24 protein-coding genes are annotated in these 22,721 nt (G+C 72.1%); 17 read left to right on the top strand and 7 right to left on the bottom strand.

Translation table 11 applies throughout. The features are described 5' to 3' along the window. The first annotated feature begins 111 nt into the window (after positions 1–111). From AN478_RS03035 to AN478_RS03000, 8 genes are all read left to right on the top strand, one after another. Positions 112–1,965, top strand: a complete 1,854-nt coding sequence (locus AN478_RS03035) for an adenosylcobalamin-dependent ribonucleoside-diphosphate reductase (RefSeq protein WP_054965144.1) — start codon at positions 112–114, stop codon at positions 1,963–1,965. Positions 1,966–2,009: 44 nt separating this feature from the next. Then, the gene (locus AN478_RS03030) at positions 2,010–2,888 is read left to right on the top strand and encodes an alpha/beta hydrolase (protein WP_231627323.1); all 879 of its coding nucleotides are present in this window, start codon (positions 2,010–2,012) and stop codon (positions 2,886–2,888) included. 90 nt (positions 2,889–2,978) lie between these two features. Further along, positions 2,979–3,788 carry a thymidylate synthase gene (locus AN478_RS03025; protein ID WP_054965143.1) on the top strand — a complete coding sequence of 270 codons (810 nt, stop codon included), beginning with the start codon at positions 2,979–2,981 and terminating at the stop codon, positions 3,786–3,788. A gap of 76 nt (positions 3,789–3,864) precedes the next feature. After that, positions 3,865–4,383, top strand: coding sequence for a dihydrofolate reductase (locus AN478_RS03020; RefSeq protein WP_054965142.1), 519 nt, complete (start codon positions 3,865–3,867; stop codon positions 4,381–4,383). 180 nt (positions 4,384–4,563) lie between these two features. Next, positions 4,564–5,007, top strand: a complete 444-nt coding sequence (locus AN478_RS03015; protein ID WP_054965141.1) for a DUF2267 domain-containing protein — start codon at positions 4,564–4,566, stop codon at positions 5,005–5,007. Between the two features lie 174 nt (positions 5,008–5,181). Next, positions 5,182–5,493 carry a CDP-alcohol phosphatidyltransferase family protein gene (locus tag AN478_RS03010; protein WP_054965140.1) on the top strand — a complete coding sequence of 104 codons (312 nt, stop codon included), beginning with the start codon at positions 5,182–5,184 and terminating at the stop codon, positions 5,491–5,493. Between the two features lie 20 nt (positions 5,494–5,513). Then, positions 5,514–6,059, top strand: coding sequence for an NUDIX hydrolase (locus AN478_RS03005; RefSeq protein WP_054965139.1), 546 nt, complete (start codon positions 5,514–5,516; stop codon positions 6,057–6,059). Between the two features lie 144 nt (positions 6,060–6,203). Beyond that, a complete protein-coding gene (locus tag AN478_RS03000; protein WP_054965138.1) occupies positions 6,204–6,809 on the top strand; it encodes a hypothetical protein in 606 nt (201 codons plus the stop codon). A 26-nt stretch (positions 6,810–6,835) separates the two neighbouring features. On the opposite strand, the gene AN478_RS02995 is transcribed toward AN478_RS03000, so the two are convergent. After that, positions 6,836–7,552, bottom strand: coding sequence for a uracil-DNA glycosylase family protein (locus AN478_RS02995; RefSeq protein ID WP_143004119.1), 717 nt, complete (start codon positions 7,550–7,552; stop codon positions 6,836–6,838). 100 nt (positions 7,553–7,652) lie between these two features. Here AN478_RS02995 and AN478_RS02990 point away from each other — a divergent pair, with 100 nt between their 5' ends. The 3 genes from AN478_RS02990 (at position 7,653) to AN478_RS02980 (ending at position 9,995) form a co-directional block, all read left to right on the top strand. Further along, a complete protein-coding gene (locus AN478_RS02990) occupies positions 7,653–8,258 on the top strand; it encodes a PilZ domain-containing protein (RefSeq protein ID WP_054965136.1) in 606 nt (201 codons plus the stop codon). A gap of 99 nt (positions 8,259–8,357) precedes the next feature. Next, positions 8,358–9,341, top strand: a complete 984-nt coding sequence (locus AN478_RS02985; RefSeq protein ID WP_231627322.1) for a YbgA family protein — start codon at positions 8,358–8,360, stop codon at positions 9,339–9,341. A 72-nt stretch (positions 9,342–9,413) separates the two neighbouring features. Then, the gene (locus tag AN478_RS02980; RefSeq protein ID WP_054965134.1) at positions 9,414–9,995 is read left to right on the top strand and encodes an RNA ligase partner protein; all 582 of its coding nucleotides are present in this window, start codon (positions 9,414–9,416) and stop codon (positions 9,993–9,995) included. A gap of 18 nt (positions 9,996–10,013) precedes the next feature. Here AN478_RS02980 and AN478_RS02975 read toward each other — a convergent pair whose 3' ends face one another. Next, on the bottom strand, positions 10,014–11,126 hold the full coding sequence (locus tag AN478_RS02975) for an RNA ligase (RefSeq protein WP_054965133.1): 1,113 nt from the start codon (positions 11,124–11,126) through the stop codon (positions 10,014–10,016). Positions 11,127–11,306: 180 nt separating this feature from the next. Here AN478_RS02975 and AN478_RS02970 point away from each other — a divergent pair, with 180 nt between their 5' ends. Together AN478_RS02970 and AN478_RS02965 are read left to right on the top strand one after the other, a co-directional pair. Beyond that, positions 11,307–12,446 (top strand): hypothetical protein, encoded by a 1,140-nt coding sequence (locus tag AN478_RS02970; protein ID WP_054965132.1) that lies wholly within the window; start codon positions 11,307–11,309, stop codon positions 12,444–12,446. Between the two features lie 80 nt (positions 12,447–12,526). Beyond that, positions 12,527–13,648: a CapA family protein gene (locus AN478_RS02965; RefSeq protein ID WP_074471359.1), complete on the top strand. Its 1,122-nt coding sequence runs from the start codon at positions 12,527–12,529 to the stop codon at positions 13,646–13,648. Positions 13,649–13,651: 3 nt separating this feature from the next. On the opposite strand, the gene AN478_RS02960 is transcribed toward AN478_RS02965, so the two are convergent. Together AN478_RS02960 and AN478_RS02955 are read right to left on the bottom strand one after the other, a co-directional pair. Further along, positions 13,652–13,849, bottom strand: a complete 198-nt coding sequence (locus tag AN478_RS02960) for a hypothetical protein (RefSeq protein ID WP_054965131.1) — start codon at positions 13,847–13,849, stop codon at positions 13,652–13,654. A gap of 110 nt (positions 13,850–13,959) precedes the next feature. After that, positions 13,960–14,442 carry a VIT1/CCC1 transporter family protein gene (locus AN478_RS02955; RefSeq protein WP_054965130.1) on the bottom strand — a complete coding sequence of 161 codons (483 nt, stop codon included), beginning with the start codon at positions 14,440–14,442 and terminating at the stop codon, positions 13,960–13,962. Between the two features lie 177 nt (positions 14,443–14,619). On the opposite strand from AN478_RS02955, the gene AN478_RS02950 reads away from it, so the two are divergent. Further along, complete coding sequence (locus AN478_RS02950; RefSeq protein ID WP_054965129.1) at positions 14,620–15,486, top strand: NAD(P)-dependent oxidoreductase; 867 nt, start codon at positions 14,620–14,622, stop codon at positions 15,484–15,486. Between the two features lie 106 nt (positions 15,487–15,592). On the opposite strand, the gene AN478_RS02945 is transcribed toward AN478_RS02950, so the two are convergent. Then, on the bottom strand, positions 15,593–15,916 hold the full coding sequence (locus AN478_RS02945; RefSeq protein ID WP_054965128.1) for a high-potential iron-sulfur protein: 324 nt from the start codon (positions 15,914–15,916) through the stop codon (positions 15,593–15,595). A 409-nt stretch (positions 15,917–16,325) separates the two neighbouring features. On the opposite strand from AN478_RS02945, the gene AN478_RS02940 reads away from it, so the two are divergent. Both AN478_RS02940 and putA read left to right on the top strand, forming a co-directional pair. After that, the gene (locus tag AN478_RS02940) at positions 16,326–16,706 is read left to right on the top strand and encodes a hypothetical protein (protein ID WP_054965127.1); all 381 of its coding nucleotides are present in this window, start codon (positions 16,326–16,328) and stop codon (positions 16,704–16,706) included. 102 nt (positions 16,707–16,808) lie between these two features. Then, positions 16,809–19,943 (top strand): bifunctional proline dehydrogenase/L-glutamate gamma-semialdehyde dehydrogenase PutA, encoded by a 3,135-nt coding sequence (putA, locus tag AN478_RS02935; protein ID WP_054965126.1) that lies wholly within the window; start codon positions 16,809–16,811, stop codon positions 19,941–19,943. Positions 19,944–20,101: 158 nt separating this feature from the next. Here putA and AN478_RS02930 read toward each other — a convergent pair whose 3' ends face one another. Then, the gene (locus tag AN478_RS02930) at positions 20,102–20,353 is read right to left on the bottom strand and encodes a hypothetical protein (protein ID WP_054965125.1); all 252 of its coding nucleotides are present in this window, start codon (positions 20,351–20,353) and stop codon (positions 20,102–20,104) included. A 182-nt stretch (positions 20,354–20,535) separates the two neighbouring features. Between AN478_RS02930 and AN478_RS13875 the strand changes: the two genes are divergently transcribed. Then, on the top strand, positions 20,536–20,793 hold the full coding sequence (locus AN478_RS13875) for a hypothetical protein (RefSeq protein WP_054965124.1): 258 nt from the start codon (positions 20,536–20,538) through the stop codon (positions 20,791–20,793). Positions 20,794–20,836: 43 nt separating this feature from the next. Here AN478_RS13875 and AN478_RS02920 read toward each other — a convergent pair whose 3' ends face one another. Continuing rightward, on the bottom strand, positions 20,837–22,669 hold the full coding sequence (locus tag AN478_RS02920; RefSeq protein WP_054965123.1) for an RNB domain-containing ribonuclease: 1,833 nt from the start codon (positions 22,667–22,669) through the stop codon (positions 20,837–20,839). Positions 22,670–22,721: the final 52 nt, after the last annotated feature.

Genomic DNA, 22,721 nt, shown 5'->3' with positions numbered 1-22,721 from the left:
CCCTGCCGGGGGCGGCCCGCCTTCCCGGAACCGGCGGGAATGCTATGCTGCCGAAAGGATCCGGCCCGTATCCGGCGGGCCGGGGCATCCGGCGGCCCGAGGAGGCGTCCCATGGCCCGCGCAGAGCGTCCCGCCCGGGGGGAAGACCCCTTCGTCGCCGGCATCTCCCGGCACATCTGGCACACCAAGTACCGGTGCGGCTCCGCCGACGACGGCGAGCCGGATATCCACGCCACTTGGGAGCGGGTGGCCGCGGCCCTGGCGGCGGAGGAGCCCGCCGACCGGCGGGAGGCCTGGGAGGCCCGCTTCCGCGCCGCCCTGGACGGCTTCCGCTTCCTGCCCGGGGGCCGGATCCTGGCGGGGGCCGGCACGGGGCACCGTGTCACCCTGTTCAACTGCTTCGTCATGGGCGTCATCGAGGATTCCATGGACGGCATCTTCGACGCCCTCAAGGAGGGGGCCCTGACCATGCAGCAGGGCGGCGGGGTGGGCTTCGACTTCTCCACCCTGCGCCCGCGCGGGACCCGCACCCGCCATGCCCACACCATCGCCTCCGGACCCGTGTCCTTCATGGACATCTGGGACGCCACCTGCTCCACCATCCTCTCCACCGGGGCCCGGCGGGGCGCCATGATGGCCACCCTGCGCTGCGACCACCCCGATATCGAGGAATTCGTCGACGCCAAGCGCGAGCCCGGCCGCCTAACCCGCTTCAACGTCTCGGTACAGACCACCGACGCCTTCATGGAGGCGGTGCGCGCCGACGCCGACTGGCCCCTGGTGTTTCCCACGGAGGCCCTGGAGCCCGACGCGGGCCCCGAGGAGGTGGTGGAGCGGGAGTGGCCCGGTCATGACGGGCCGGTGCCCTGCCGGGTAATCCGCCGGGTGGGCGCCCGCGCCCTGTGGGAGCGCATCATGCGCGCCACCTACGACACGGCGGAGCCGGGCGTGCTGTTCGTGGACCGGGTCAACCACTGGAACAACCTGGCCTACCGGGAGCGCATCACCGCCAGCAACCCCTGCGGGGAGGAGCCCCTGCCCCCCTACGGTGCCTGCAACCTGGGCTCCATCAACCTGGCCGCCTTCGTCCGCAGCCCGTTCACGGAAGGGGCCGAGCTGGACCTCGCGGCCATCCGCGACCTGGTGCCGGTGGCGGTGCGCATGCTCGACAACGTGGTGGACGCCTCGCGCTTCCCCCTGGCGGCCCAGGCGGAGACGGAGCGCAGCAACCGCCGCCTGGGGCTGGGCATCACCGGCCTCGCCGACGCCCTGATCATGCTGGGGCTGCGCTATGACAGCGAGGAGGGCCGGCAACGGGCCGCCACCGCCATGGGCACCATCACCCACGCCGCCTACCGCGCCTCCGTGGAGCTGGCCCGGGAGCGGGGCGCCTGCCCCGTGCTGGAGCGCGAACCCTACCTGGAGGCGCCCTTCATCCAGGGGCTGCCGGAGGACATCCGGTCGGGCATCGCGGAGCACGGCATCCGCAACAGCCACCTCACCTCCATTGCCCCCACCGGCACCATCAGCCTGCTGGCCAACAACGTCTCCGGGGGCCTGGAGCCGGCCTACGCCTTCCGCTTCCGCCGCCACGTCCTGGAGCTGGACGGCTCCACCACCGAGTACCCCGTGGAGGACTACGCCCATTACCGGTGGCGCCAGCGGCACGGCGAGGACACGCCCCTGCCGGAGACCTTCGTCACCGCCACCGAGCTGGACCCGCACGCCCACCTGGCCATGCAGGCCGCCCTGCAGCCGCTGGTGGACAGCTCCATCTCCAAGACCATCAACATCCCCGCGGACTTCCCCTTCCCCGACTTCGCGGACCTCTACCAGCGGGCCTACGATCTCGGCCTGAAAGGCTGCACCACCTACCGGCCCACGCCCGAGCGGGGCGCGGTCCTGGAGCTGGAGGACAGCGTCCTCGCCCCGCACTGCTGCAGCCCGGAGCGGGAGACGGACTGAGGGGCCCAGCCTAGGCGCCGGAGCCCCCCGGAAGCGGAACGCGGATGCCCGGAAAGCGCGCCATGGGATCCACCCTGCTGACCCTGCTCGCCGTCCTGGCCCTGGCCTACCTGGCCGTGGCCCTGACGGTGTACTTCGGCCAGGCCCGGCTGCTGTACTACCCCAACACCCCGGGACGCGAGGTCACCACCACCCCGGCGGAGGTCGGCCTGGACTACGAGCCGGTCACGCTAGAGGCGGCGGACGGGGTGGCCCTGGACGGCTGGTTCGTGCCGGCGCAGCCCGAGCGCGGCGTGGTGGCCTTCTTCCACGGCAACGCCGGCAACATCGGCCACCGGCTGGACACCCTGCGCCTCCTCAACGACCTGGGCCTGTCCACCCTGATCATCGACTACCGGGGCTACGGCCGCAGCGGGGGGCGGCCCTCCGAGGCGGGCACCTACCGCGACGCCGAGGCCGCCTGGCATCACCTGGTGGCGGATCGCGAGGTGCCACCGGAGCGCATCGTCCTCTTCGGCCGCTCCCTGGGCGCGGCGGTGGCCGCCGAGCTGGCGGCGCGCCACCACCCCGGCGCCCTGGTGCTGGAATCGCCCTTTACTTCCGTTCCCGACCTGGCGGCGGGGATCTATCCCTACCTGCCGGTCCACTGGCTGGCGCGCTTCCGCTATCCCACCGCCGAGGCAGCGGCCCGGGTTTCCTGCCCGGTGCTGGTCATCCACAGCGCCGACGACGAGATCATCCCGGTGGCCCACGGCCGCGCGGTCCTCGCGCAGGTACCGGAGCCCAAGCGCTTCCTGGAGCTGTCCGGCGGCCACAACACCGCCTTCCTGGAAAACGAGCGGGTCTACCTGGAGGGGTGGGAGGCCTTCCTCGCCGAGCACCTCCTCCCCACTGCGGCCCCGGATTCCGAGGCGGGCTCCTGAGCGACCCCGGGCTCCCGCTCCGGGGCGTGGGGCTCCGGTACGGGGACACCCGGTTTATGGCATCCTGTCCGGCCAACGGGAGGAGGACCCATGCAGAACTACCTGGACCTCATGCGCCATGTGCGCGAACACGGCGTGGCCAAGGAAGACCGCACCGGGGTGGGCACCTACTCCGTGTTCGGGGCGCAGCTGCGCTTCGACCTGCAGGCGGGGTTCCCGGCGGTGACCACCAAGAAGCTGTTCTTCCGCGGCGTGAAGGAGGAGCTGCTGTGGTTCCTGCGCGGCTCCACCAACGCCGCCGAGCTCCAGGAGAAGGGGGTCCACATCTGGGACGAATGGGCCGACGCCGACGGCGAGCTGGGCCCGGTCTACGGCCGCCAGTGGCGCTCCTGGCCCACGCCCGACGGCGGCCACATCGACCAGATGGCGCAGGTCCTGGAGGACCTGAAGCGCAACCCGGACAGCCGCCGCCACCTGGTCTCCGCCTGGAACGTGGCGGAGCTGGACCGCATGGCCCTGGCCCCCTGCCACGTCCTGTTCCAGTTCTACGTGGCCCCCGCGGAGGAAGGACCGCCCCGGCTGTCCTGCCAGCTCTACCAGCGCTCCGCCGACCTGTTCCTGGGCGTACCCTTCAACATCGCCTCCTACGCCCTGCTCACCCACATGGTGGCCCAGGCAACCGGCTACCGCCCCGGGGAGTTCATCCACACCTTCGGCGACACCCACATCTACCGCAACCACCTGGACGCGGTGGACGAGCAGCTCGCCCGCGAGCCCCTTCCGGCGCCCACCCTGTGGCTGAACCCGGACGTCACCGACCTGTTCGCCTTCCGCTCCGAGGACGTCGCCCTCGAAGGCTACCGCTGCCACGGCCGCATCACCGCCCCGGTGGCCGTCTAGACCCCGGGGTGGTCCGTACCAACCACCGGCCGTAGAATCCCGGCGTTCCAGAACCGGCCCAAACGGAGGGGAGACCATGGAGATCACGCTCCTAGTGGCGGCGGCGGAAAACGGGGTCATAGGCCGGGACAACCGCATGCCCTGGCACCTGCCCGCGGACCTGCGCTACTTCGCCCGGGTGACCAAGGGCGGTACCCTGCTCATGGGCCGCAAGACCTACGACTCCCTGCGCCCGAGCGCAGATCGCCCCAACCCCCTCCCCGGTCGCCGCCTCCTCGTGGTCACCCGCGATCCCGGCCGCCTGCCGGAGCATCCCGAGGTGATCCCGGTGGGCTCCCCGGAAGAAGGGATCGCCCGGGCCGAGGAGATGGGGGCGACCGAGCTGTTCGTGGTGGGCGGCGCCCAGCTCTTCCGGGACACCTGGGACCGGGCGCAGCGCCTGCGCCTCACCCGGGTCCACGCGGAACCGGAAGGGGATACCTTCCTTCCCGACCCCGTCCCGGCGGAATGGCGGACAGTGGAGGCCCACGAGCACCCCGCCGACGCGGACAACCCCCACGCCTGCACCTTCCTTGTGCTGGAACGCCGGCCCTGAAGGCGCCGCCGGCGCCCTCGAGGGCGGGGCAGATCAGCGCCGCCCAAGCAACGACCCACCCCCACCACGGCACCCTGAGAATCCCTCCGGGGCAGGAAACGTCCGGCTTCAGCGGCGCTCCAAAGCAGGAGAAGGGTTTCCATTCCGCCACCGCCCGCCGCGCGGCCAAGGAGCAGAGCCATGACCGGATACGCCGTTCCCTCCCTGGACCGGACCCTCCAGGAGACCGAGAGCTGGCTGAAGGAGATCGCCGAGGAGCTCGGCATGGAGGATCGCCAGGTGGCCTATCACGCCCTGCGCGGGGTCCTGTATCCCGTACGCGACCGCCTGGAGGTGAACGAGGCCTTCGACCTCGCCGCCCAGCTCCCCATGCTGGTGCGGGGGATCTATTTCGAGGGCTACAAGCCCAAAGGCAAGCCGGACAAATTCCGCAGCCGGGAGGAGTTCCTGGACCGGGTCAGCAGGGAGTTCCGCAGCCTCGGCTACGATGACCCCGAGGCCGCCGCCCGGGCGGTGTTCGCCGTGCTCGACCACCACATCACCCCGGGGGAGGCCGAGGATGTGCGCGCCATGCTCCCCGAGGAGGTCCGCACCCTCTGGCCCCACGAGGCCCGTTCGCACTGAGCATCGGTGCCCCGCGACGCGGGGCGCGCGCCGGGCAATTGCCTCGGCAAGGCGGATCTTCTACCCTCTGGACTGGGATCCAGACCCGGGAGGCCGCCCCTGCCCCGTCCCGCCCCGGTCGAACGGCTGCGTGGGAAGGGCAAGGCCGGCCTCGAGCGGCTGCTGGGTCCGCTGGTGCGTGCCCTGGTCCGGTCTCCGGTACCGCCCAACCAGGTAACCGCGGTCTCCCTCCTGCTCACCCTCGCCGCGGCGGGGGTCCTGGCAGCGGGGCATCTGCCGGCCGCGGGGGCGCTGTTCCTGCTGGGAAGCGCCCTGGACCTGCTGGACGGCACCCTGGCCCGGGCCTCGGGCCGCGCCACCCCTTTCGGCGCCTTCCTCGACCCCACGCTGGACAGGGTCGGGGAAGGCGCGCTGCCTGTGGCCTTGTGGACCACCGGGCAGCGCATCGCCCACGTGCGGCAACAATTGTCCGGCGGCGCCCCCTGAACCCAGCCCAGCGAGGCCCCATGCCCCGGAAGCCCCAGCACCCGGAATGCCTGTCCCGCCGCCTGTCCTACCAGGGGCGCAAGTTCGGTTTCGAGGTGGCCACCCTGCGCCTGCCCAACGGCGTGGAGGGCGAACTGGAGACCATCCGCCACCCCGGCGGGGCCATGGCGGTCCCGGTGGCCGCCGACGGGCGCTTCGTGCTGGTCCGCCAGTACCGTTTCCCCATGGGGGAGTGGCTTCTTGAGTTCCCCGCCGGCACGGTCGAGGCCGGAGAGGCGCCCGAGGGCACAATCCGGCGCGAGCTGGAGGAGGAGACCGGCTTCCGCGCCCACCACTGGGACTTCCTGGGCGATTTCCCGCTGACCCCCGGCTACTCCGACGAGTACATCCACGCCTACCTGGCGCGGGAGCTGGAGCCCTTGGACGACCCCCCGGCCCAGGACGACGACGAGGACCTGGAGACGGTCCTGCTCACCGGCGAGGAGCTGATGGCGGCCGCGCGCGCCGGCGAGGCGGACGCCAAGACCCTGGGGGGCTACCTGCTGGTCCGGGGTCGCCTCGGGTAACGGGAAATCGGCGCCCGGTTTCCCGGCATGCTTGCCTAGGAGCCCGCTCCCGGCTAAGGTTCGCGGGGGTGACGCCCGGGGCCTCCCCGACGACACCAATGTCCATCGGGGGAACCTACCCCCCAACGCCAGCTCGGAGCGGCCTTGAACACGCTCGGTATCACACGATTCGAGGACCTCATCGGCCACATGGACGGCCTGGCGGAAGCCGGCCGGGAGGCCGGCGTGGAGGCAGAGGCCGTCGATTTCCTGGAGAAAATCCGGCAGCGGCTGGTGCGCATCTACAACCATTTGTCCGGACTGGATGCGGACACCGAACCCGAGGTGGAGCCGACGGCCAAGTCCGTCAAGGACACGGACGACTTCCTCGACCAGTTCGGGGCCCTCACCGACGCCGCGCGGGGGGCCGGCCTGCCCTCGGCGGTGGCCCACTACCTGCACACCTCCCGCCTCCGCATGCGCTTCTCCCTGCGCGGCCAGCAGGAGGGGCGGCGGATCGCCAACCGCGACGACCAGCCCAGGGAGGCCGGGCTGGAGTGGCACGGGGGCAGCGAGACGGTGAAGGTGGTGGACAGCTCCGCCTACGGGGCGGGCGTGATCGCCAGAAACCCCGTGGGGGTGCACGCGGTGGCCCACCTCACCATTCAGGGCGAGGGCGGGCGGCGCCGGCATGAATGCCTGGTGGTCTACTGCGAGCCCCAGGACGCCCACTACCACATCGGGCTGGAGATCTTCGCCACCCACCACTGAGCCCGCTCCGCCCGGGCCATAATCCCCTAGGGTAGAGCGACCCCCAGATCCCCCAGATCCCGCTCGGCCTGCTCCACCCAGCCCTGGTTGGCCTTGGGACTGGCCGGGCTGGGGTGGAGGACCATCCCCACGGGGACACCCCGGTCCTGCAGTGCCGCGGCGGCCCGCCGCTCGGCGAAACGGCCGATACCCACCACCAGCTCCGGCTCCAGGACCTCCACCGTGTCCACCAGGGCCCGGTCGCAGGCCGCGAACAGCGCCTCCCGCTCCGCCTTGGGGAGCTTGTCCGGCGTCCGATTGGCCCCGGACTCCTCGAAGAAGGCCAGCGGACAGTAGTTGGCCACGTAGAAGCGCGCGAAGAAGTCCTCGGCGGGACCGAACCGCTCCCGCGCCCAGCCCCATAGGCGCCGGCCGCTCCCCTCGCCCCGGGGACACGCGAAACCCTGCACCGGCCGCTTGGGGTGCTCCCGCGGCGGACGCCCCACCGCGCCGTCGATGCCCATCCAATCCCGGACCATGCCCACGTCCCCGAAGGGCACGCCGGTCTGCACCATGCCGAACGGCCCGGGATTCATGCCCACCAGCAGGACCTCCCGCCGCCCGCGTCCGAAGCGCTCCAGGTAGGCGCCGTGGGGCTCGGCGGCGTAATCCAGCGGGTTGTAGACATAGGCCACCGGCTCCGAAAACGCCAGCGAATCAACCGACCTGCGCAATTCCTCGGTGATGGCAAACAGATCCAAAATGATGCATCCTTTTCGTTCTTCTGCGGCCGGCTTGTCCGCCGGGCCGCCCCATGGGTAAATTTCCGCTTGCCGAAACGGTTACGGCCACGAAGGGGTTGGCGTGCAGGACCAGATCCAGGACTTCAAGGACCTCCTCGCCCGCATGGACGGGCTGGTGAACGCGGCGTGGAACGCGGAGATCGACCCCCGCATGTGCCGCCAGCTGGCGGCGGTTCGGCAGCGGGCGGTGCGCATCCAGGGACACCTCACCGGCGAGGCCAACCCCGGGTTCCCCGCGCCGACCCCGCAGCCCGCCACCCTCGGGGACGGCGAGGAGCTGGTGGAGCGCTTCAACGCCCTGGTGGAGGCGGCCCGGGCCAGCGACCTGTCCACGACCCTCACCCACTACCTGCACAACGCCGGCCTGCGCCTCACCTTCCTGGCCCGCGGCAACCAGCAGCGCCTGGCCAGCCGCCAGGTGCCGGATCCCGGGCGCACCGCCCACCTCCAGCAGGACGACACCTCCACCCACGCCACCCTGGTGGACACCTCGCCCTTCGGCCTCGGCGTGGAGACGGACACGGCCCTTACCCCGGACAGCGTGGTGCGGGTGGTGGTCGAGGAGGCCGACGGCCGCTCCCGCACCTACGAATGCCTGGTGGCCCACTGCCGGCCTTTGGACTCGGGCTACCACCTCGGCCTGGAGATCTTCACCAGCAAGCTGTAGGCCCCAATGCGGTAGGGGATCGGCCCGGGGAATCTACCCCAACAGGGCTTGTCCGAGAACCAGGAAGCCCGCCGGCCCGTTTCTCTGGAGGGTCCCCTCTTGCCCCCGAACGCCTCCACCGCCCATCTCCCCGAGCACCGGATCCCCGTAGGCATCAGCAGCTGCCTGCTCGGCGAGGAGGTCCGCTACGACGCCGGGCACAAGCGCGACCCCTACATCACCGGCACCCTCTCCGAATTCTTCGAGTTCGTTCCTGTCTGCCCGGAGGTGGCCATCGGCCTCGGGGTACCCCGGGAGCCCATCCACCTGGTGCGCTCGGCGCCGGGATCCGTGCGCGTGGTGGGCACCCACCACCCCGAGCTGGACGTCACCGAGGAGCTCCACGCCTACGGCCGCCGCATGGCCCGGGAGCTGGGGGACATCCACGGCTACATCCTCAAGCGGGCCTCCCCCTCCTGCGGCATGGAGCGGGTCAAGGTGCATACCCCCGAGGGACAGCCGGCGGGCAAGGACGGCCACGGGGCCTACGCCGAGGCCCTCATTGAGGCGCGGCCGGAGCTGCCGGTGGAGGAAGAGGGGCGGCTGGGCGACCCCACCCTGCGGGAGAACTTCATCGAGCGGGTCTTCGTCCATCACCGCTGGCGAACGCTGGAGACGGAAGGGCTCACCCCCGGCAAGCTGGTGGACTTCCACAGCCGCCACAAGCTGCTGGTCATGGCCCACGGCAACGAAGCCTACCGAACGCTGGGGCGCATGGTGGCGGCGGCGGGGCAGGGGGACCTGGCCACCACCGCCCGGGACTATTTCGCCACCCTCATGGCCGCCCTGCGCCGGCCCGCCGACCGCAAGGGCCACGCCAACGTGCTCTACCACCTCATGGGCTACCTCAAGGAGCACCTCGACCCCGGGGACAAGGCCGAGCTGGTGGAGGTAGTGGAATCCTACCGCCAGGGCTACGTGCCCCTGGTGGTGCCGCTCACCCTGTTCAACCACCACTTCCGGCGCCACCCCCACCCCTACGTGGCGGGCCAGGTGTACCTGCAGCCGCACCCGGCGGAGCTCATGCTCCGCAACCGCCCCTAGTTCCGCGGCGGAGTCCTCCTTGCCCGTGCTCATGGCGTGCTAGCGTGGGCGAAGGGACCCAAGGAGGCGGCCATGAAACGCTTCGTCCTCGACACCAGCGTGTTCACCAACCCCGACATCTACGCCCAATTCGCCGCCGAGCCGCACACCGCCCTCCACGAGTTCCTCGCCCTGGCCCGCCGGTCGGAGGCGGAGTTCTTCATGCCGGGGACCGTCTACGAGGAGCTCGGCCACCTGCGCGACCTGCACGAGCTGGCCGCGGAGTTCGAGACGGTGGTCCGCATCCGCTCCCCGCGCAAGTACGAGGTGATGATCCCCGGGGCGCTGCTCCACGAATTCACCGAGGAGGTGCGCAACCGCATCGACCGGGGCCTGCGCATCGCCGAGGAGCACGCCCGCATGGGGCGGGGACCGGACGCCACCGAGAAGGTGGACACGGTGATCACCCGCCTCCGCGACAAGTACCGCGACGCCTTGCGCCGGGGCATCCTGGACAGCAAGGAGGACGCCGACGTGCTGCTGCTGGCCCTGGAGCTGGACGGGATCCTGGTGTCCGCCGACGAGGGCCTGCGCGAGTGGGCGGACCGTGCGGGCGTGGAGCTCGTCCAGCCCCGCTACTTCGCCCGCATCCTGGAGAAGCTGGCCGGCGAATAGGCCGGCAAGGGGAAGGTCTCAGGGGTCGTAGAAGACCCCGCCGCTGAACAGGTGGCCGAGGATGCCGGTTATGCGCGGGGCGATGCGCTCGAAGCGCAGCACCCAGTAGCCGTCCTTCCCCTCGGGCTCCAGCCCCAGGATCCGGGTCTGCACACCGGCATCGCTCAGGGCCGCCAGGTGGCGGCGGAAGGCCTCGGCGTTGGCCCGCTCCCGGAACCGGCAGCGGTAGACGCGTGACACGTGGCGCTCCCGCCGGAACTGACGCACGGCCTCCTCCAGCCCGTCGAGGAAGGCCCGCCCAAGCTCGCGGTCCAGCTCCGCCGTCCGCTCCCGGCCGTGGTCCATGAGGTACAGCACCAGCCGCTGCACCCGGTCGGTGTAGTAGTCGGCGGGGAGGTCGGCCATGTTGCCGGCCGCCACGGCGATGTCGGCGATGTTGGCCCCGCCCGTGACGTATTTGACCCGTTTGTCGGGCCGCTCCTCCTCCTTGAGCACCAGGCCCTCGCCCCCCGCCGCCTCCACCTCTTCCGAGACGGCCCGAAGGCCCGCCCGACCCGCCTCGTCGGGGCGGAAGCGGCCCCGGAAGGGCACGGCGGGCAGGTCGTAACGCTCCACCGCGGCGTGCTTATCGGCCCGGGGCTCGAACCCGGGCCGGTTGATCCGCATAAGGTCGAAGACGTACAGCGCCACATCCGCGCCGATCCAGGGCGGGCTGGCCTCCAGGTAGGGATTGTCGGGGCCGGCCACCTCGCCGCAGACCACCCGCTCCGGCTCGGCGTCGAAGATGGCGGTGGGCAGCAGATCGGGGAGGCGGTCGGTGGTGAAGGGGCAGACCAGGCCGCCGCGGGTAAGGGCCACCGGCCGGCCGCCCAGGCGGGCGATGCGGACGTTGTAGCCGTCGATCTTCTCCTCGGCCTGGAAGGGGCCGGCGAAATGCTCCTCCAGGCCCGCCTCCAGGGACAGCAGGCGGCCGATGTGCGGGTATCCCCACACCATTCCCCCGGGGGCCACCACCGTGCCGCGCGGCACCCCCTGGAAGTCGTCCTTGAAGCGGATGTAACGGAAGCCGCCGAACCGGGCCCGGACCGCCCGACCCTGGCGCAGCGCCTCCCGCAGGGGCAGGGTGGGCATGCTCGGACCCCCCGGCAGGAACTGGGCTCCCCCTGCCACCCACTATACGGGCGACGCCCCGCCTCCGGTACTCTACCGCTAGGGGCGGACAGCGCCTTCCTCCCGTCCGGACATCCGGGGCTTGACTTCCCCGGCGCGGCTGTTGTCTAAAGGTGGATGTCCGCTGTCAAGGAGTCGCCCATGCCCCGGCCTCCCGCCGCCCGCACCCGCCACGCCGTGGAGGCCCCCGTTCCGGAACCCCCGCGGCACCCCGACCGCTACTTCCTGGGCCGCCTGTGGCGCGCCGCCAAGTGGAGCGCCATCCTGCTGCTCGTCCTGCTGGCAGCGGCCTTCTTCGTGGATCGTACCTTCTGGGCGGAACGCTCCCCCTTCGCCTGGATGGAGGAGGGGCGCACCTTCACGGTGGCCGAGCCGGTGGATTGGTCGTCGGTGGACGCGGAGATACGGACCGTCTTCGAGGAGGCCCGCCGGGACGCCGAAGCGCGGGCCCAGCGCGAGCTGGACGCCTGGCACGCCGAGCTCATGCAGCGGGTGGACGAGGACTTCCTGCCCTGGTACTTCGGCTTCTGGAACCAGCAGTGGCGGGACCTCAAGGCCCTGGGCTTCCTCGCCGCCGACTGGGCCGGGGGCCCGGAGGCCCAGACGGCCATGATGGACGACTTCCGCGACGCCTTCGCCACCCGGGTGATGCCGCCGGGCGAGACCCAGATGCGCATGGAGGCCATCGCCCGCGACACCCTGCAGGCCTACCTCGGGGACGTGCGCGCCGAGCTGCGGACGATCCCCGCCGAGCACGACGTGCCCCGCGACGACTGGGAACAGCACCTCGCCCACATCGGCCTCCAGCTCACCCAGGCGGCCGGCCAGAGCGAGCAGGTGCCCACCACCCTCAAGGGGCTGGTGACCTTCGGCGCCGCCGGCACCACCGCCGTGGTCCTGCGCGGCAGCACGGCGGCCCGCCGGATCGGCGCGGCGGCCATGCGCTGGGTGCCCCGGGCGGGGGTCACCGCCGGAGAGACAGCCCTGGTGGGCGGCGCCCTGCGCGGCCAGGTGACCCGTACCGGCGGCCGCCAAGCCGCCCGCACCGGGGGCCGTGTCGGTGGGCGGGTGCTGGGCGCCGCCGCCCTCGTCGGCCTGTTGGCCTGGGACGTCTACGACCACAACGCCACCGAAAACGAGCTGCGCCCCCAGCTCCGCGAGCGTTTGGCCGTCTACCTGGACGCCATGCGCGAGCGCATGCTGCGCGACTCGGCCAATGGGGTCTTGGCGCCTGTCCACGAGGTGGAGGCCAGCGTGCACCAGGAGCTCTCCTCGTCCTGAGCCGTTCGCCGTTTGCCCGCATTGGCGCTCCCCCGGGATAGGTGTGCAATGGGGCCTTGGCCCCTTCCCGGAGAGCGGCCATGGGCCCGCCCCCCGACGCCATCCGCCTCTTCCTCTGCGGCGACGTCATGCCCGGCCGCGGGATCGACCAGATCCTGCGCGCCAGCTGCCCGCCGCGCCTCCATGAGCCCTACATCAAGGACGCCCGCGACTACGTCGAGCTGGCGGAGGGGGAGAGCGGACCCATCCCGCGCGGGGTGGCGCCGGACTACGTGTGGGGGGACGCCCTGGGCTGGCTGGAGGGCTTCGCCCCCGATCGGCGGCTCATCAACCTGGAGACGGCGGTCACCCGGAGCGAGGACTACTGGCGGGGCAAGGGCATCAACTACCGCATGCACCCGGACAACGCCGCCCTGCTCCCCGCCGCCAGCATCCACGCCTGCGCCCTGGCCAACAACCACGTTCTGGACTGGGGCTACGCGGGCCTGGACGAGACCCTGGCCACCCTGGACGGGGCGGGCGTGTCGGCGGCGGGGGCGGGAGAGCGTCTGGCCGCCGCCCAGGCGCCGGTGGTGCTGGGGGTGCCGGGCAAGGGACGGGTGATCTTCCTCGCCATGGGGTCGGAGACCAGCGGCATCCCGGCGGAGTGGGCCGCCACCCCCGACCGGCCCGGGGTCTGGCTGCTGCCGGACCGCCTCGAGCGCGCCGTCGCCCAGGTGGCCGAGCAGGTGGCGGCCATCAAGGGCCCGGGCGACGTGGTGGTGGCCTCCATCCACTGGGGCTCCAACTGGGGCTACCACCTCCCCACCGAGCAGCGCCACCTCGCCCACGCCCTCATCGACGAGGCGGCCGTGGACCTGGTCCACGGCCACTCCTCCCACCACGTCCGCCCCATGGAGCGCTACCGCGACAAGCTGATCCTGTACGGCTGCGGCGACTTCCTCAACGACTACGAGGGCATCGGCGGGAACGCCCCCTTCCGCGACGACCTCTCCCTCATGTACTTCCCGGACCTCGATCCGGCCACCGGCCGCCTCGTGGGGCTGGCCATGCGCCCCATGCGGATCCACCGCTTCCGGACCGTGGACGCGGACGCCGAGGACGCCCAATGGCTGGCGGACCTCCTCACCTCCCTGGGCAAGGGGCTGGGCACGGCCGCCACCCGGGACGGGGCGGGCACCCTCCACCTCACCGCGGCGTGAGGGTCAGTCCCGGGGCCGGTTGCCGAGGTCGACGATGGCGCATTCCGTCTTGCGGAAGGTCTCGCAGCCGCTGTCCCCCGGCTCGAAGTCGTAGGAGCAGGTCTTCTCCTGCAGGGCCTGCCAGTCCTCCTCGGGATAGGCGGCGCGGGGCAGGTTGGGTGGGTAATAGACGCAACCGAGGCAGAGGTCGGCTTGGGCCATGAGTCCTCCCGTGCGGAACCGGACTAGAACGTTCATTCGGTCCCGACTCTGCCCCGGTCCGGACCGCGGGTCAAGCGGGCCCGGCCGGTCCGCTCCGGGAGGGAGGACGGCTACAGGGGCCCGAAGTAGCGGTGGACCCAGTCCCCCAGGAAGTGGGTGATCACCACCACGGCCCCGGCCAAAACCAGGTGCTCCAGGACCACCCGGGAGGGGGCGACGTGGCGGGATCGGGCGATCCAGTAGCTCAGGGCCGCCAGCAGCCCCAGCCCCCACACCACGCTGACCACGATGGCCCCGGGCAGGGTCAGGAACAGCACGGGGACCAGGAAGGTGACGGCGATCACCAGCTTGACCACAAAGGTAGCCGCCGTGGCCACCCACAGCTCCCGGGTGAGGTAGATATCCTCCGCCTCCCGGGAAACGTGGATCCCCATGGCGTCGGAGAGGGCATCGGCCACGGCGATGGTGAGGATCCCGCCGATCACCGCCAGCTCGGAATGGGTTCCCGCGTGCAGGCCCACCACCAGGCCCAGGGTGGTGATCACCCCGGAGGTGAGCCCGAAATGAAGGCCGGTTTTGAGGCTTGGCTGCATCGGCCACCCCGCGGTCGCTTCCCCCATCCATACCATCGCCGCCCCCGAAACGCCCGGGGGGCTGTCCCCTACCGGGCCATCCGGGCCGGCCGGGCGCCGCCCGGCCTGTGGCGGGGGCGTCGGAAAACATGGGACCATCCAGCGGTCGAATAACGAAAACGAGGGGAGGTGGGGCTCATGAACATCGCGCTGATCGGTACGGGCCTGATGGGCGAGCCGCTGGCCCGGCGCCTGATGGAGGCCGGCCACCGGGTCACCGTGTGGAACCGCAGCCCGGAGAAGACCGGGGCGCTCGCCGGGGAGGGCGCCCGGGTGGCCGCCTACCCAAACGAGGCCCTGGAGGAGGCCGACTGGGTGGTGACCATGCTGGCCAACGCCGACGCCATCCAGGGGGTCCTCCTCAACGAGCGGTCCCGTGGGGCCCTGGCGGGCCGCAAGGTGGTCAACATGGCCACCATCGGCCCCCACGAGGCCCGGAGCCTGCGCGATCGGGTGGAGGAGGCCGGCGGCAGCTTCATGGAATGCACGGTGCTCGGCTCCATTCCCGAGGCCAAGAGCGGCAGGCTGATCCTCATGTTCGGCGGCACGGAGGCTCAGTTCGAAGAGGCCCGCCCCCTGCTCGACGCCTTCGGCCCCAAGCCCCAGCACATCGGCGAGGTGGGCCAGGCCGCCGCCCTCAAGCTGGCCATGAACCAGCTCATCGCCGGCCTGACCACCTCCTTCGCCCTCAGCCTCGGCCTGGTGCGCCGGGAGGGGCTCGAGGTGGAGCAGTTCATGGAGGTGCTGCGCGACAGCGCGCTCTACGCGCCCACCTTCGACAAGAAGCTGGGGCGCATGCTGGAGGGGAGCTTCGACAACCCCAACTTCCCCGTGGCCCACCTGCTCAAGGACGTGTACCTGATGGAGGACGCGGCGCGGAAGGACGGCCTCGACCCCACACTGATGCAGACCATCGGGCGGATCCTGGAGAAGGCCGAGATGGAGGGGCTGGAAAAGGCGGACTACTCCGCGCTCTACCGGGTCATCGACCCCAACGGGGAGTAAGGCGGGCGGGAAACCGGCGTCCCCGGAAACCGGTGGGGGCCGCGGCCCCGGCCCTGGACCGGGCCGGTCCCGCGTGGCACGCCCGGGAAGGCCCGGGGACTAGCCCTCAGGCCTTGGGGGCGTAGGAGGTGCACCAGCCGTTGGCGTTCACCAGGTCGCCGCCGAAGATGGTGCAGGGCCCCCACTCCTCGTCCTCGCCGGCCTGGTAGAACTGGCAGTTCTTGCAGAGCTGGCCTTCCTCGTAGCTCTCGTGGTCCACCTCCGATGCGTCGTGCACGTAATTCAGGGACTGCGCCTGCGCGCCCTCGGGATCCACCTTCTCCTGGGCCCAGGCCTGGCGGTTGACCAGCGCCGCCGTGGCGGGCAGGGCGGCCACGGTCAGCACGGCGTTGCGGAGAAAGGACCTGCGGCTTAACTTGCTGTCCGACATGTTTCCCTCCTGGGTTGACGAAGCCTGGCTTCGGCACGCGGCTTCCCGCGGCCTTCCCTCAGCCTTCCTCCTTGTCCCGGTTGCGGTCAACCCCCGCGAAACCCCTAAATATCCTGTGTTTTCTCCCGTTTGTTGACGAAAAGGGCCGTTCCGGGGCGGCGGACCGGTCGGGAACAACCCACAGGCAAACGGCCTGCCTCAGGGCATCCCCTTAGTGCGGCAAACACCCCGCATACGGGGTGGCCCCCTCGTCCTTACGGGCCGGCCCGAAGACCTTACTAGGTGCTCCCGAAAACGCCCCGGGATCACCCCAATTGCGGGGTCCAGGGCCAGCTGCAGAATAACGGGAACAGCCTCCCCCACGCTCCCCCCTCCCGAGGGCGGCGGGAGCACCAAGAGGAAGTCCCTTATGCCCTGGAGCCCGCAGCGCTGGAACCAAGACCTCCGGGCCGTGCGCAGCAGCCTGGTTCAGAGAGACCTGGCCGCCTCCAGCGGTCACCCGTGCCCCCGGCACGGCGGCCACCCCGCCGATCAGAAGGCCTGCCGCCACTGGACGGACCAGGCCCGGGCCCACTTGGCCCGTCTCCGGCGCCAGGCCGAGCAGGCCCCCGACCGCGAGGCCGCCCGGCAACGGGTGGCCCGGTTGCAGTTCTGGTCCGACCAGCTTCCGCCCGCGCCCAGGGACTGCGAAACCTGCGGCCACGCCCACGAGCCGGTTGCCCTTATTGAGCCGGCTGGCGCCACCGGCCACGCCCCTTTCCAATGGCCGGCCCGGCTCCCGGGCCACTGACCGCACCCTCGCCGCTCCGCCGTACCGGGACCGTCGCGAGTTGCCAGCCCCGCGCGCCCGGCCCACGCTGGAGGAGTGGAGCCTCCGCAGGGAGGAGCGGCCATGCCCACCATCCTCGGCCTGGATCTGCCCGAGCGCGACGCCGCGCGCTGGGCCGTCACCGCCGCCCACCTGGCCCCCGAGGGGCCCGCCGTTGCCGTGCTGGCCGAGCAGGCCGCCCTCGACGGCGCGGACCGGGAGCGCATCCTGGAGCGCGGCCGCGCCCTGGTGGAGCGGGGCCGCGACCAGCCCAACCCCCTGGACCGCTTCCTGCACGAGTACGACCTGAGCAACCGCGAGGGCGTGCTGCTCATGTGCCTGGCGGAGGGGCTGCTGCGCATCCCCGACCCCGAGACCGCCGACCGCCTCATCCACGACAAGCTGGGCAGCGCCGCCTGGGACCGCCACCTGGGCCACAGCGGCTCGCTGCTGGTGAACGCCTCCACCTGGGGGCTCATGCTCACCGGCCGGCTGGTGCGCCTGGGCCCCGGCGTGGACCAGGCCCCCAGCAGCCTGCTGAGCTCGCTGCTGAGCCGCAGCAGCGAGCCCGTGGTGCGCCAAGCCCTCAAGCGGGCCATGCACCTCCTCGCCCGCCAGTTCGTCATGGGCGAGCACATCGGCGAGGCGCTCCAGCGCGCCCGCACCGGCGACAACCGGCGCTTTCGCTATTCCTTCGACATGCTGGGCGAGGCGGCGGTCAGCGAGCCCGACGCCCAGAGCTACATCACCGCCTACCGCCAGGCCATCTACGCCGCCGGGGTGGCGGCGGGGCGGGATCAGCCCCTGCTGGCCCGGCCGGGGATCTCGGTGAAGCTGTCCGCCCTCCATCCGCGCTTCGCCTTCACCCAGCGCCGCCGGGTGCGCGAGGAGCTGGCCCCCCGTCTCGTGGACCTCCTGGAGCGCGCCCGCACCGCCGGCATCCCCGTGACCGTGGACGCCGAGGAGGCGGAGCGCCTGGAACCCACCCTGGACGTGCTGGAGACCGCCTTCCGCGTCCCCGCCGTGGCCGGCTGGGAGGGGGCGGGCCTGGCGGTGCAGGCCTACCAGAAGCGGGCCCTGCCGGTGCTGGACTGGGTGGGGGAGCAGGCCGCGCGGCGCGGCGCGCGGATCCCGGTGCGGCTGGTGAAGGGGGCCTACTGGGACACGGAGATCAAGCGGGCCCAGCAGGAAGGCCTGGCCGAGTATCCGGTGTTCACCCGCAAGACCCACACCGACATCTCCTACCTGGCCTGCGCCCGCCGACTGGCGGAGCTGGGCGACCGGGTCTTCCCCCAGTTCGCCACCCACAACGCCCACACCATCGCCGCGGTCGCCGAGCTCATGGGCGCGCGCGGCGACTACGAATTCCAGCGCCTGCACGGCATGGGGCAAGGCCTCTACGACGAGGTGGTGGACCGCTGGGGCCTGCCCTGCCGGGTCTACGCCCCGGTGGGCGGCCACCGCGAGCTGGTGCCCTACTTGGTACGGCGGCTCCTGGAGAACGGCGCCAACTCCTCCTTCATCAACCGCATCGCCGACCAGGAGGCCACCGCCGAAGAGCTCCTGGCGGATCCGGTGGAGACCTGGCGCGGCGGCCGGGCGGAGGGCCCGGAGGTGCCCCTGCCGCGGGACCTGTTCGCGGAGCGCGCCAACTCCGCGGGCCTGCCCCTGGACGACCCGGACGTGCTGGCCCAGCTGGACAGCGCCCTCCGGGCGGCCTTCGCGCGGGCCCCGTGGCGGGCGGCCCCGCGCATCAACGGCCGTCGGCGGCCGGGCACCGACCGCACCTTGCGCTCCCCCGGCGACCATCGCCTGGTCGCCGGCACCGTCGCCGAGGCGGACCCGGAACAAGCCCGGGCCGCCATGGCCGGGGCGGCGGCCGCCTTCCCCGCCTGGAGCCGCACCCCCGTGGAAGAGCGCGCGGCCATCCTGGAGCGAACCGCCGACCGCATCGAGACCGAGCGCGCCGGGCTCGTGGCCCGCATCGTTTGGGAGGGCGGACGCTGCATCCCCGACGCCCTGGCCGAGGTGCGCGAGGCCGCCGACTTCTGCCGCTACTACGCCGCCACTGCCCGGGAGCAGCTCGCCGAGCGCCCCCTGCCGGGCCCCACCGGCGAGCGCAACGTCCTGCGCAGCGAGGGGCGGGGGGTGTTCCTCTGCGTGAGCCCCTGGAACTTCCCCGCCGCCATCTTCACCGGCCAGATCGCCGCCGCCCTGGCGGCGGGCAACAGCGTGGTGGCCAAGCCCGCCCGCGCCACCCCCCTCACCGCCATGCGCATCGTGGAGCTGCTGGCGGAGGCGGGGGTTCCCGACGGGGCGGTGCAGTTCCTGCCCGGCCCGAGCGGCGAGCTGGGACCGGCCCTGCTGTCCGACCCGCGCCTGGCCGGGGTGGCCCTCACCGGCGGCACCGACACCGCGCGGGGCATCCAGCGCGCCCTGGCCGCCCGCGACGGCCCGCTGGTGCCCCTCGTCGCGGAGACCGGAGGCGTCAACGCCCTGATCGTGGACAGCTCCGCGCTGCCGGAGCAGGTGGCGCGGGACGTGGTGCACTCCGCCTTCAACAGCGCCGGGCAGCGCTGCTCCGCCTTGCGGGTGCTGTTCCTCCAGGAGGAAGTCGCCCCCGTCATGCTGGACGCCATCGCCGGGGCGGTGTGGGAGCTGCGGGTGGGGGACCCCGCCCGCCTGGACACGGACGTGGGGCCGGTGATCAGCGAGGCCGCCCGCGCCGGCCTGGAGGAGCACGCCCGGCGGGTGAACAGCGGCGCGCGGGTGGTGGGCTGGGCGGAGCCCACCGGCGAGGCGCCGCCGGGGAGCTACTTCGAGCCGCGGGTCTACGAGCTGTCCGGCCCCGAGGACCTGCCCGACGAGGTGTTCGGCCCCATCCTGCACGTGATCCGCTACCGCCCTGGGGAGCTGGACCGCGTCCTCGACGCCGTCAACGGCACCGGCTACGGCCTCACCCTGGGCGTCCACTCCCGGGTGGAGGAGACCGCCCGCCACATCGCCGAGCGGGCCAACGTCGGCAACGTCTACATCAACCGCGACATCATCGGCTCGGTGGTGGGCGTGCAGCCCTTCGGCGGTCGGGGCCTCTCCGGCACCGGCCCCAAGGCCGGCGGCCCCCACTACCTGACCCCCTTCCTCCACGAGAAGACCGTCACCGACAACATCGCCGCCGTGGGCGGCAACGCCACCCTGCTCGGCGGCCGCTACGGCTAGGCCGTTCCGTCGGCTCCCTCCCCCGTAGGAGCGACGGCCCCCGTCGCGACCTGCTCTGGCGCCAAACGTAGCCGTAAGGGCGGCCTCCAGACCGCCACTCCGTAAGGACTTGGAGAGATCGCGGCGGGGACGCCGCTCCTACACCCGCGATTCGCCTTCTATTCCCCGTGCTGCACCAGATCCGCCATATCGTGCACCCGGGCGATGATGGCCTCCCGGTTCGGGTCGTCGTGCTCCACCGCGCGCTCCACGTTGTCCAGGGCCTCGGTGAACACCTGCTCCAGCATGGAATGCTTGTTGTCGGCGTTGAGGATCAGCTGGGTGGCGAGACTGGCCAGCACCGCCCGGTGGGCGGCCAGCTCCTGGCGCAGCTCGTCCACGGCCTCGGCTTGGTTGCGGACTTCGGCCATGGCGGCCTCCTTCGGATCGATCCCTTCCTACTGGTTGGGCCATAGGCGGGGCGGGGAGGTTGCATGCGGGGAGGCCCATTCGAGCCTGGAAGGAACGCGGGCAGTCGGCGGGCCGCCTGGCACACCGGCCCCCTTCCTGGTGGAATAGGCCCTCCGCCCGAACCCAATCCAGGAGGCCAGCCATGGCGGACAACCGCGGCCAGATCGAGGCCCTCAACTACGCCGTCGCCCAGCTCTACACCACCCTGCTCATGGAGTCCGACACCCCCGAGGGGGACGCCCAGGACCTGCGGGAGCAATGGAACGAAGTCGAGGTCCCCGAGGGGGAGGAGGCCCAGGGGAATTTCTTCTGGGAGTTCCAGGAGAGCCTGGACCACCTCGGCTTCCTCATTCAGGGCCTGGTAGCGGAGGAGACCGGGGGCGAGCCGCCGAAGTCCTGAGGGCGCTCGCCTCGCCCGGAGGAAGGGGGCCGTAAGGCCCGGCTCAGCCGCCGGCCTCCTCGGCCCGGAAGCGGGGCTCCAGGGCCGGCAGGTCCACGCCCAGCAGCTGCAGGGTCACCACCGCGCCGGGCTCGGTGGTCTTGGGCAGGGTAACGTTGGTCTCCAGGGCCAACTCGGGCACCAGCACCCGGCCCTTGGGTCCCTGGCGCTCCACCACCACGCCCTCTCCCTGCCACTCCCCGCGCTGCAGCAGGTACACCAGCTTGTAGTGCTGGTTGGACAGGCGCTCGGAGCGCCGGAGGGCGCGGACCCGCTCGCCCACCCCGGCGATCCGCTGATCCAGGGTTTCCCGGTCGGCGGGCCGACCGCCGGTGATGTGGGCGCGCAGCTGCTGGTGGGCCACGAGGTCGTGGTAGCGGCGCAGGGGGCTGGTGGCCTGGGCGTAGGCGTGCAAGCCCAGGCCGCTATGGGGCTCCGGGCTGAGCTGCACCCGGGAGGGACGCATGAGCCGGCGCAGGGAGTAGGCCCACAGCAGCCCCTCGCCCTCCGCCTCCCCCTTCGGCGGCTCCTGGGTGGCGAAGGGGATGGCCAGGTCCTCCGCCTGGGCGAACCGGGCCACGGCGTGGCCGGCCATGACCATGAGCTCGGTCACCAGCCGGCGGCTGGCCAGCTCCTGGATGGACCGGATGACCACCTCCCCCTCCACCAGGCGCACCACCACCTCCGGAAGCTGGAAGGCCACCGCGCCGTTGGCGTGGCGCCGATCCCGAAAGCGGTCCGCCGCCTGCGCCAGGGCGGCCAGGGGGTCCTCCGCCATGCGCCCGTCGGCCTCCTCGTAGGAAAGGCGCGTCACCCGCACCCAGCTCGGCACCACCTCGATGTCGGCCAGCTCCCCGTCTTCCTCCACCCGGAAGCCCACGGACAGGGCCGGGGAGGGGTCCGTCAGGCCCAGGCCCAGGCGCTCCACCGCCGCCGGGGGCAGCATGGTGCGCATGCCGTCGGGAAGGTAGAGCGTGGCCCCGCGCTCCCGGGCCTCCTCGTCCAGGGGCGATTCCGGCGGCGCCACGGCGCCCACGTCGGCCACGTGCACCCAGATCCGGTCGCCGTCCAGGCTGACAGCGTCGTCCGGGTCCGTGTTGCCGGCGTCGTCGATGGCCCAGGCATCCAGATGGGTGAGGTCCTGGCGCTCCTCCCCGGCCAGGTCCGGCACTTCGCCTTCGGCGCCGGCCGCGGGGGCGTCCTGGCGGGCCGGGTGGGGGTTGGCGAGGTGGTCCCAGTAGCCGTTCTCCAGCAGCAGGCGATGCGCCTCCTCGGCGGTCTCCTCCCGCCCCAGCTCGCGCAGGATGAAGCTCGTCCGCGAGGTCCCCAGGGCGAGGCGCTCCACCTCGGCGAGCTCGGCCTCGTCCCCGGGCTCCATGCGCCCGGCGCCCAGGCGCTCCAGCAGCGCCTTGCGCTCCGCCGCCGCCTTGGCCTTGGTCTCCCGGCGCTCCCGCTCGGCGGCCACGGTGTCGGGATCGCGGGCCACCAGGGCGTCGGGCTCCCCCTCGAACAGCAGGCCGTCCGCCACGGCCCGCCAGCTCGACCAGGCCGTGGCCGGCGTGAACTCCCCGTAGGCCAGCTCCGCCAGATCCGCCAGGTTCAGCGACTCCCCGGCGAAGGCCTCCCACGCCTCCTCGATCTCCCCGGCTCCGGCGTCCAGGCCCCGGATATCGGCCACCGGCCCGGGATGCAGCACCGCAACATCCTTGGGCCGCACCCGCTTGGTGCCGCCCTCCGCCAGCTGCAGAACCACCTTGTCCCCGTCCACGTCCTGGACGCGGGCGGGCTGCTGCTTGTAGAGAACCAGGTTTCCGGGGGTGGGGGAGGAAGGAGTCATAGCGCTACCTGGGCGGATTGCTTCTGGCTTTTTAAAACGTTTTGCCCCGGCC

Source organism: Thiohalorhabdus denitrificans (assembly GCF_001399755.1).
GTDB classification, from domain to species: domain Bacteria; phylum Pseudomonadota; class Gammaproteobacteria; order Thiohalorhabdales; family Thiohalorhabdaceae; genus Thiohalorhabdus; species Thiohalorhabdus denitrificans.
The sequence above is the reverse complement of the archived record's forward strand: the minus strand, read 5'-3'. Positions and strand labels throughout refer to the sequence as shown.